This window comes from Sphingomonas bacterium (assembly GCF_903643035.1).
GTDB lineage: Bacteria > Pseudomonadota > Alphaproteobacteria > Sphingomonadales > Sphingomonadaceae > Sphingomonas.
In genome coordinates this window covers 1-6,780 of sequence record NZ_CAHJWW010000151.1, presented here as the reverse complement: position 1 = coordinate 6,780, position 6,780 = coordinate 1, and the positions used below count along the sequence as shown (strand labels likewise).

Here is a 6,780-nt window from a genome sequence, read left to right as displayed (position 1 = left end):
CCGAAGAAGTCGGCCTTCGGGCTTTCGGTGCCGAAGGCATGGAGCAGGCGGTTGAAGCCGCGCGCCGTCGCCGACACAGCGCTCTTGACCCCTTCGGGCAGACTGGCCGACTTGCCGATCACACTGCCGTCGCGCAGGAAGCCCGCGGCAGTGCCCGACGGGAAGGTCGGCCCGCTGGCCAGGACGAAATCTTGTGTGGCGGCATCGTGCTCAGCGAGCTTGTCGCCGGGAACGTTGTAGACCTTGATCGCCATGCCGCGATGCGTCGAGACGCGGTCGTCGAGTGTCTCGCCAGGCCCTTGCGCGAAGCGGACCGCGACGGGATGGCGGCCGGGCGTCGCGAACAGACCCTGCGCCAGCTCGGGCGGCAGGCCCGCCGATATCTCAAGAGTGCCGGTGACGAGCGCGCTCGACTTGGCATGACTGGCCCGAACCGCGTGATGCTCGCGCTTCTCGACCGTCTCGCTCTGCTGGGTCATGCCGCGGATGATGCCGTCGATTGTCTCCTGCTCCTTTGGCTCGGGCTGCTCGATGTCGGGGCGGTAGCGGAGATAGGTCATGGAAACCTCAGCGGGCGGGGGTGAAGGAGAAGAGTTCGGTGCGCACCGCGGGCGGCGCGCCGGGCTTGAACCAGTCCGTGTCCTGGATGTGGCTGGCGGTAACGTAGATGCGGCCGTCCGGCCCCTCGCCGAACGTGTCGGGCCAGCGCAGGCGCCTGTCAGTGAGCACCGTCTCGACGCTTGCACCGTTCAGCCGCTTAATCGAATAGTCGGTCGGAGAGGTCAGGTAGAGCGTGCCCGCCTTGCTCATCCACAGGCCGTCGGTCACCTGCGTCCGCGCCACGGTCCTGACCGCCCGGGCGCGGTCCTGGTCGCTCACGCCGTCGCGCAGGAGGGCAGTATCGATCGCATAGAGTGTCTGGCCGGTGAGCGCCTGCCAATAGAGCATCCTCCCGTCGTTCGAGATGGCGATGCCGTCGGCGGCGAAGGTCGGCTGGCGGCCGTCGGGCCGGACCAGCGGGCGGCCGTCGAGCGTCACCTTGACCGTCTTGTCGACCTGGGTCGTCGGGCTGCCGTCGAGCGTGCGCCAGCTCGTGCCGCTCTGCAGGTCGACCACGATGATCGCGCCGCGCGTGCCGCTGTCGGTGATGTAGCCGAAGCGGCCGTCGGGCGAGAAGCGGATGTCATTGAGGTAGGTGCCCTGAAGCGCGACGTCGCCGGGGACGGCGATGATCTTGGTCACCTGGTTTGTGGCGAGATCGATCCTGACCAGCTTGGGCGCGCCTTCGAGGATCTTCTCGTTGCCCGGTGCGCCGGGGTCGACCACCCACAGGTTGCCCTGCCCGTCGGGCACGATCGACTGCACGCAGACGAAGTGATCGGCCACCGGCAGGTCGTTGGCCCGGGCGTTGCGCCACTCGTTCCAATGCGCGTCGGGATAGGGACGGAGCGAACCGTCGCGCATCACCTCGGCGACCGACACCGGGGCGTCTTCGGTCCAGCGCGGGAAATTAACGAAGCGGCGGCCGTCTGCCGTCACCGCAACCCCGGTCGCCTGGTGGTCGAACGCCGCCACCCTCGTCAGCACGGGCGCGGCACCGGCCGCGGCGGCGGCGGTGGCGGCTGTGACCGCGAGGCCGGCTGCCGCGAGCCAATATCTCGTCTTCAAGGACGGTCTCCGTTGAGGAAGTGGATGAGAAGGTCTGCCACCTTCGCGGGAGCCTCACGGGTCGGGAAGTGGCCGACACCGGGCAGGCCGACCATCTCGAATGGCCCGTCGAACTTCTTCGGCACGGTCGCGAAGCTTTCCTGGCGCGTGACGCCGTCGACGTCGCCCTTGATGAACAGCGTCGGCAGCGACAGCGTCGCCGTTGCCTTGATCTTGGTCTCGAGCCACTCGCTGCGCGGATCGGGCGCGGCATTCTCCCAGCGCGACCGGTAGCTGTGCAGGGTCACATCGATCCAGTCGGGGTTGTCGAACGACCGGGCGACCCGCCGGAAGGTCGCCTCGTCGAACCAGTCTGCGGGTGCCCAGTTCTCCCAGTGGATGTGGGCGAAGCCGTGGGGGTCGGCGCGCACCGCCTGCTCGCCGCGCGGGGTCGCCATGAACCAGTGGTACCAGTAGAGCTGGGCCTGCTCGAACGTAGGCGTCGGCATGCCGCCGAGCCGCGGCGGCGTGGACAGCATGGTGATCCGCTCGACCCGGTCGGGCCAGCCGACGGCCAAGGCTTCAGCAATGTTCGAACCCCAGTCGTGACCGGCGACCGAGAAGCGCTCGATGCCGAGCGCGTCCATCAGCGCCATCATGTCGATGGCGTGAATGCCGCTGTTGCCCGTGCGCGGCGAAGCACCGTTGCGGAAGCGCGTGGCGCCAAAGCCTCTCAGCGTGGGGACGAGCACGCGGTACCCGGCGCCGGCGACAGAGGGCGCGACGTCGTCCCAGGTCGAGGCGTCATCCGGCCAGCCGTGGAGCAGCAGCACAGCGTCGCCATGGGCCGGACCGTGCTCGTCAAAGGCGATCGCAAGGTCGCCGGCGTCGATCGTCCGCGTCGGTCCGGCTCGCCGAGCCAAGATCACATCGCCTTGAGCATAGCGATGTGGCTCTCGACTACCGGTACGATCTTGCCGGCGGCGGCCTTGAGCGCCGGCGCGGTGCCGTCCATGGCGTAGGCCTTCTGCACGTCGAGTGCCTGGTTGTGCGACGCCTTCTGCTGCGCAAGGTAGATCGCGTCACGCGCCGGCCCGCTCTCGGCGCGGAGCTGGGCGATGAGCTCGGCTTGGGCCGGCATCAGCGCCGGGGGTGCCACAGGCACGCGCGAGCGCGCGGCGGCCGCCTTGACGTCGGCGGTGCTCGTTGTGTGCTCGGCGATCATCTGCTGCGCGAACTGCCTAACCTTCGGGTCCTGCGTCGTCTGCAGCACGATCTGGCTCGACTGGCGCTCGTATAGGTCGCTCGCGCCGGCGGTGTTCACGTACTCGGCGGGTGCCATGACCTGCGCCGCCGCAGGAGCGGCGGCGAGCATGGAAAAGATTATGAGGGCAGTCTTCATCTCGGCTACTCCTGAAAGGCTCAGCGGGCGAAGGCGGTCTTGAGCCGCCCGATGGCGAAGTTCTCCTGGTCGTAGGCGCCGCGCACCACCTTCCCCATGCCGAACGACTCGTGGGTCACCCCGGGAAAGGTGCGCTGCTCGACGCGGTCGCCGGCCGAGCGCATTGCCGCCGCCAGCGTCTCGCCGTCCGAGCGGAGGGGATCGATCTGGGAGTTGACGATGGTGGTCGGCGGCAGCCCGCGCAGGTTGGCACCGACGAGGTTGATCCGCGGGTCCTGCATGTCGGCCATGCTGCTCGTGTAGAAGTAGCCGAACCACTTGAGCATCGCGGCATTGAGCGGCTTGGCGTTGGCCGAGTCCCGCCGCGACGGCAGGTCCGTGGCGCTGTTGGCGATGGGGTATACGGCGAGGATGTGGACCGGCGCGGGCAGGTTGTTGTCGCGCGCGTAGATCGCGGTCGCGACGGCGAGGTTGCCGCCCGCGCTCTCGCCGGCGACGGCGACCCGGCCGGCGTCGCCGCCCCAGCCGCCGGCATTCTGTAGCGTCCAGCGATAAGCCGCGGCCGCATCCTCGTGCTGCGCAGGAAATTTCGCTTCGGGGGCGTGGCGGTACTCGACCGACACGACAACCGCGCCGAGCTGCTTGGACATCAGCCGCGGCGCGGCGTCGTAGGCATTGACGTCGGCGATGACCCAGCCGCCGCCATGGAAATAGATGACCACCGGCAGTTTGGTCCCGCCGCCGGCCGGCCGGTACACCCGTGCATACTGCATCGGATCAGACCCGTAGGGTAAATCCTGCGTGGTCACGGCGGGATCGGGCGCGGTCGACTGGCCCTGCCGCCGCATGACGGCGTGCAACGCGTCCGGGAACGCAGGCTGGATCCGCGCCTTGACCGGCGTCAGCGTCTCGATCGGCTTGGGACCGAGTGCCGCGAGGGCATCGAGAACCGCCTGCATATCGGGTGATGCCTTCGCGGGCTGCGACGCGATCGGCGGTGGGGGAGGCGGAGGCGACGCGTTCGGCGATGTCGTTGACTGCGCGACGGCGACCGATGCCGTCCCGAGCAGCGCCATTGTCACGAGCAAGCCGCCGGTGCGAAGTGATTGGACCATCGATGTTTCCCTGTTTATGCACGGCTCATAACCGGTCGCGTCGCGAGCGGTTGCGGTACGGCAGCGCGCGAAGGCCGGCCGCCTTGGGGAATGGGCGATGGACCAACCACTCATCGCCCTGGCCAAGCAGGCCATTGGCTTGGCCGGCCCCTCGCAGGATGACGCCGGCAACTTGCTCCTTCGCGCTTTGCCCGGCGACGCTTACGCGCTGCTCCAACCGCACCTCCGGCGCGTGAAGATGGCGAGCGGCAGCCGGCTGGGTGAGAGCGGCGCCGAGATCGAACAAGTCTGCTTTCCGGAAGGCGGCATCGCCGGCTTCGTGAATGTGCTGCCCGACGATCGCCGCGTGGCCGTCGGTCTATTGGGACGCGAGGGTTTCGCGGGATGGCCGGCGCTGATGGGAAACGACCGCTGGCCCCATGAAGTCGTTGCTCGCGGTCCCGACGCAACGGCGCTTGAGATCAGCGTCGTCTATCTTCACCGCGCGCTAGATGCCAGCCCGATGCTGCGCGAGATGCTCTTGCGCTATGCTTCGGCGTTCGTCCTGCAGATGGCAGAGACGATCGCCTCCAATCTCCTCCAATCGGTCGCTCAGCGCCTCGCGAGGTGGCTACTCCTGTACCACGACCGGATCGAAGGCGATGATTTGGCCATAACCCATGACGAGCTCAGCGCCATGCTGGGCGTGCGCCGCGCCAGCATCACGGACGCGCTGCATCAGCTCGAGGGAAGCGGAACCATCCGTAGCCTTCGTGGTCGGCTGTCGATACGCGACCGTACCGCGCTGATCGTCTTCGCCGACACAACGTACGGCCGAGCCGAGGCCGAGTACGAGCGCTTGATCAGAAGCTGATCTTCAATCCTGATCTTGAAGCGGTAGAAGCGCACATGATCATTTGAGGGAGCGCGGCTGTAAAGAGGTGAACGTACGTCCGCTTTCAGGAAGCGCAGAAGCGGCGACCGCCTCGTCGTCGGTCACGGCGACCGCGCCGACCAGCTGATGCTCGATGTGGCGGTCGATGCTTGGACCGAGGCGGGACTGGTCCGCCTGCTCGACCGGCAGGTTCGCGACCCCGGCATCGGGCAGGGTGAGCTGATCGCATGGCTCGCCGCGGTCGTCCGCCACTTGACGGGGCCGCGGGCGATCTCGCTGGCGACGCTTATGCGCTGCCGCTTCGTGCTGGCGCGCAAGCTGAAGGAGAGACTGGCGGCCATCCGCGCGGCGGAGCGGGCGCGGGCTTATCAGACGTGCCTGTTCGCCGCCGGCGCGCGGCCCGCGCTCTCGTTCCACGCCGGCTTCGCCTTCAGCGACGGCATGTTCGACGGGGTGCCGACGTATCGCGGCGCGTGGCAGTTCAATCGCCATTTCCTCGGCCCCGACCGCGTGCCGGCGTTCGACGGCCGCGACGACGGCGAGGAGTTCGGGTGCGCGCAGGCGCTCGACAGCCTTGCTGGCGTCGAGTTCTGGGTGCGCAACGTCGCGGGTCACGCGCACGCCTTCTGGCTGCCGACGGCGACCGGCCGGACCTATCCCGATTTCGTCGCGAAACTGACCGACGGTCGCCTGCTGGTCGTCGAATACAAGGGCGGCCACCTGCTCGCCGACGCCACCGCCAAGCGCGCAATCGGCGCGCTGTGGCAGGCCGCCAGCGAGGGTAGGGGGGTGTACACAATGGTGGAGCGCGAGCGCGACGGGCTCGACATGCGCGCGCAGCTGATGGCGGCGATCGGCTAAGCCCGCCGGGCAATCTCGCACTGGTCTTTCCCGCCGGCCGCCGTATATGTTTGATGCCTACCACCGGGAGCAAAAGCATGGACACCGCCAAGCTGTTCTGGACCGGCCGCAGCCAAGCGGTGCGGCTGCCGCGCGCGTACCGCATCGACGGCGACGCCGTTCGCATCCGGCGAGCGGGCGCGGCGGTGGTGCTCGAGCCGCTGCCGGTCAGCTGGGCGTGGCTCGACCGTCTGCAGCCGGTCGACGCCGACTTTCTCGACGAGGGTCGCGATCAGCTGCCGCCGCAGCCGCGGGCGCTGTTCGACGCGCCGTGACCTACTCGCTCGACACCAACGCGGTCATTGCTGTGCTGCGCGACCCCGGCGGCACTGTCGCGCAGCGGCTGCGCCAGCAGTCGCCAGGTGACGTCGCGGTATCGGCGGTGGTGCTACACGAGCTCTACTGGGGCGCGTACCGCTCAGCCCGCGTCGAGCATAATCTCGCGCAGGTCGACGCGCTGGCTTTCCCGGTGCTCGACCTCGACCTCGACGATGCGCGCGAGGCGGGCCGTCTCCGCGCTGAGCTGGCGGCGGTGGGTCTGCCGATCGGCGGCTACGACCTGCTGATTGCGGGGCAGGCGCGCGCCCGCGGGCTGATCGTCGTCACCGCCAACACACGCGAGTTCGAGCGCGTCGCGGGGCTGAGCGTCGAGGATTGGGCGGCGGCGTGAAGCCACCTCTCGCGCAGGGGTGACAAATCTAAATGGGTGAGCGCAAAAATCCGATAATCGACATTATGTCATCACAATTCGATGGCTTGATCGAATAATATTAGCAGATCGTTGGCGCGTTCTCAAGACGTGAGCTCGTTTACCGTAGCTGAGATAGCGTTGGATGCGATGT

Annotated in this window: 8 protein-coding genes and 1 pseudogene; 4 read left to right on the top strand and 5 right to left on the bottom strand. The window is 68.1% G+C overall.

The window, feature by feature from the left end:
- From HUV01_RS10340 to HUV01_RS10320, 5 genes and pseudogenes are all read right to left on the bottom strand, one after another.
- Positions 1-560: pseudogene (locus HUV01_RS10340) on the bottom strand (catalase); the annotation flags it as partial.
- Positions 561-567: 7 nt separating this feature from the next.
- A complete protein-coding gene (locus HUV01_RS15210; protein ID WP_174298182.1) occupies positions 568-1,668 on the bottom strand; it encodes an L-dopachrome tautomerase-related protein in 1,101 nt (366 codons plus the stop codon).
- Positions 1,665-2,480, bottom strand: coding sequence for an alpha/beta fold hydrolase (locus HUV01_RS15205; RefSeq protein ID WP_254606561.1), 816 nt, complete (start codon positions 2,478-2,480; stop codon positions 1,665-1,667). The genes HUV01_RS15210 and HUV01_RS15205 overlap by 4 nt, the downstream gene beginning before the upstream one ends.
- A 92-nt stretch (positions 2,481-2,572) precedes the next feature.
- Complete coding sequence (locus HUV01_RS10325) at positions 2,573-3,049, bottom strand: DUF4142 domain-containing protein (protein WP_254606560.1); 477 nt, start codon at positions 3,047-3,049, stop codon at positions 2,573-2,575.
- Between the two features lie 20 nt (positions 3,050-3,069).
- On the bottom strand, positions 3,070-4,008 hold the full coding sequence (locus HUV01_RS10320; protein ID WP_254606559.1) for an alpha/beta hydrolase: 939 nt from the start codon (positions 4,006-4,008) through the stop codon (positions 3,070-3,072).
- A gap of 253 nt (positions 4,009-4,261) precedes the next feature.
- Here HUV01_RS10320 and HUV01_RS10315 point away from each other — a divergent pair, with 253 nt between their 5' ends.
- The 4 genes from HUV01_RS10315 to HUV01_RS10300 all read left to right on the top strand — a co-directional run bounded on the left by HUV01_RS10315 (position 4,262) and on the right by HUV01_RS10300 (position 6,608).
- Complete coding sequence (locus tag HUV01_RS10315) at positions 4,262-5,017, top strand: Crp/Fnr family transcriptional regulator (protein ID WP_174298181.1); 756 nt, start codon at positions 4,262-4,264, stop codon at positions 5,015-5,017.
- A 147-nt stretch (positions 5,018-5,164) separates the two neighbouring features.
- Positions 5,165-5,899: a hypothetical protein gene (locus tag HUV01_RS10310; RefSeq protein ID WP_174298180.1), complete on the top strand. Its 735-nt coding sequence runs from the start codon at positions 5,165-5,167 to the stop codon at positions 5,897-5,899.
- A gap of 77 nt (positions 5,900-5,976) precedes the next feature.
- On the top strand, positions 5,977-6,213 hold the full coding sequence (locus HUV01_RS10305) for an antitoxin (RefSeq protein ID WP_174298179.1): 237 nt from the start codon (positions 5,977-5,979) through the stop codon (positions 6,211-6,213).
- Positions 6,210-6,608, top strand: a complete 399-nt coding sequence (locus HUV01_RS10300) for a type II toxin-antitoxin system VapC family toxin (RefSeq protein WP_174298178.1) — start codon at positions 6,210-6,212, stop codon at positions 6,606-6,608. Before HUV01_RS10305 ends, HUV01_RS10300 begins: the two co-directional genes overlap by 4 nt.
- Positions 6,609-6,780 lie beyond the last annotated feature (172 nt).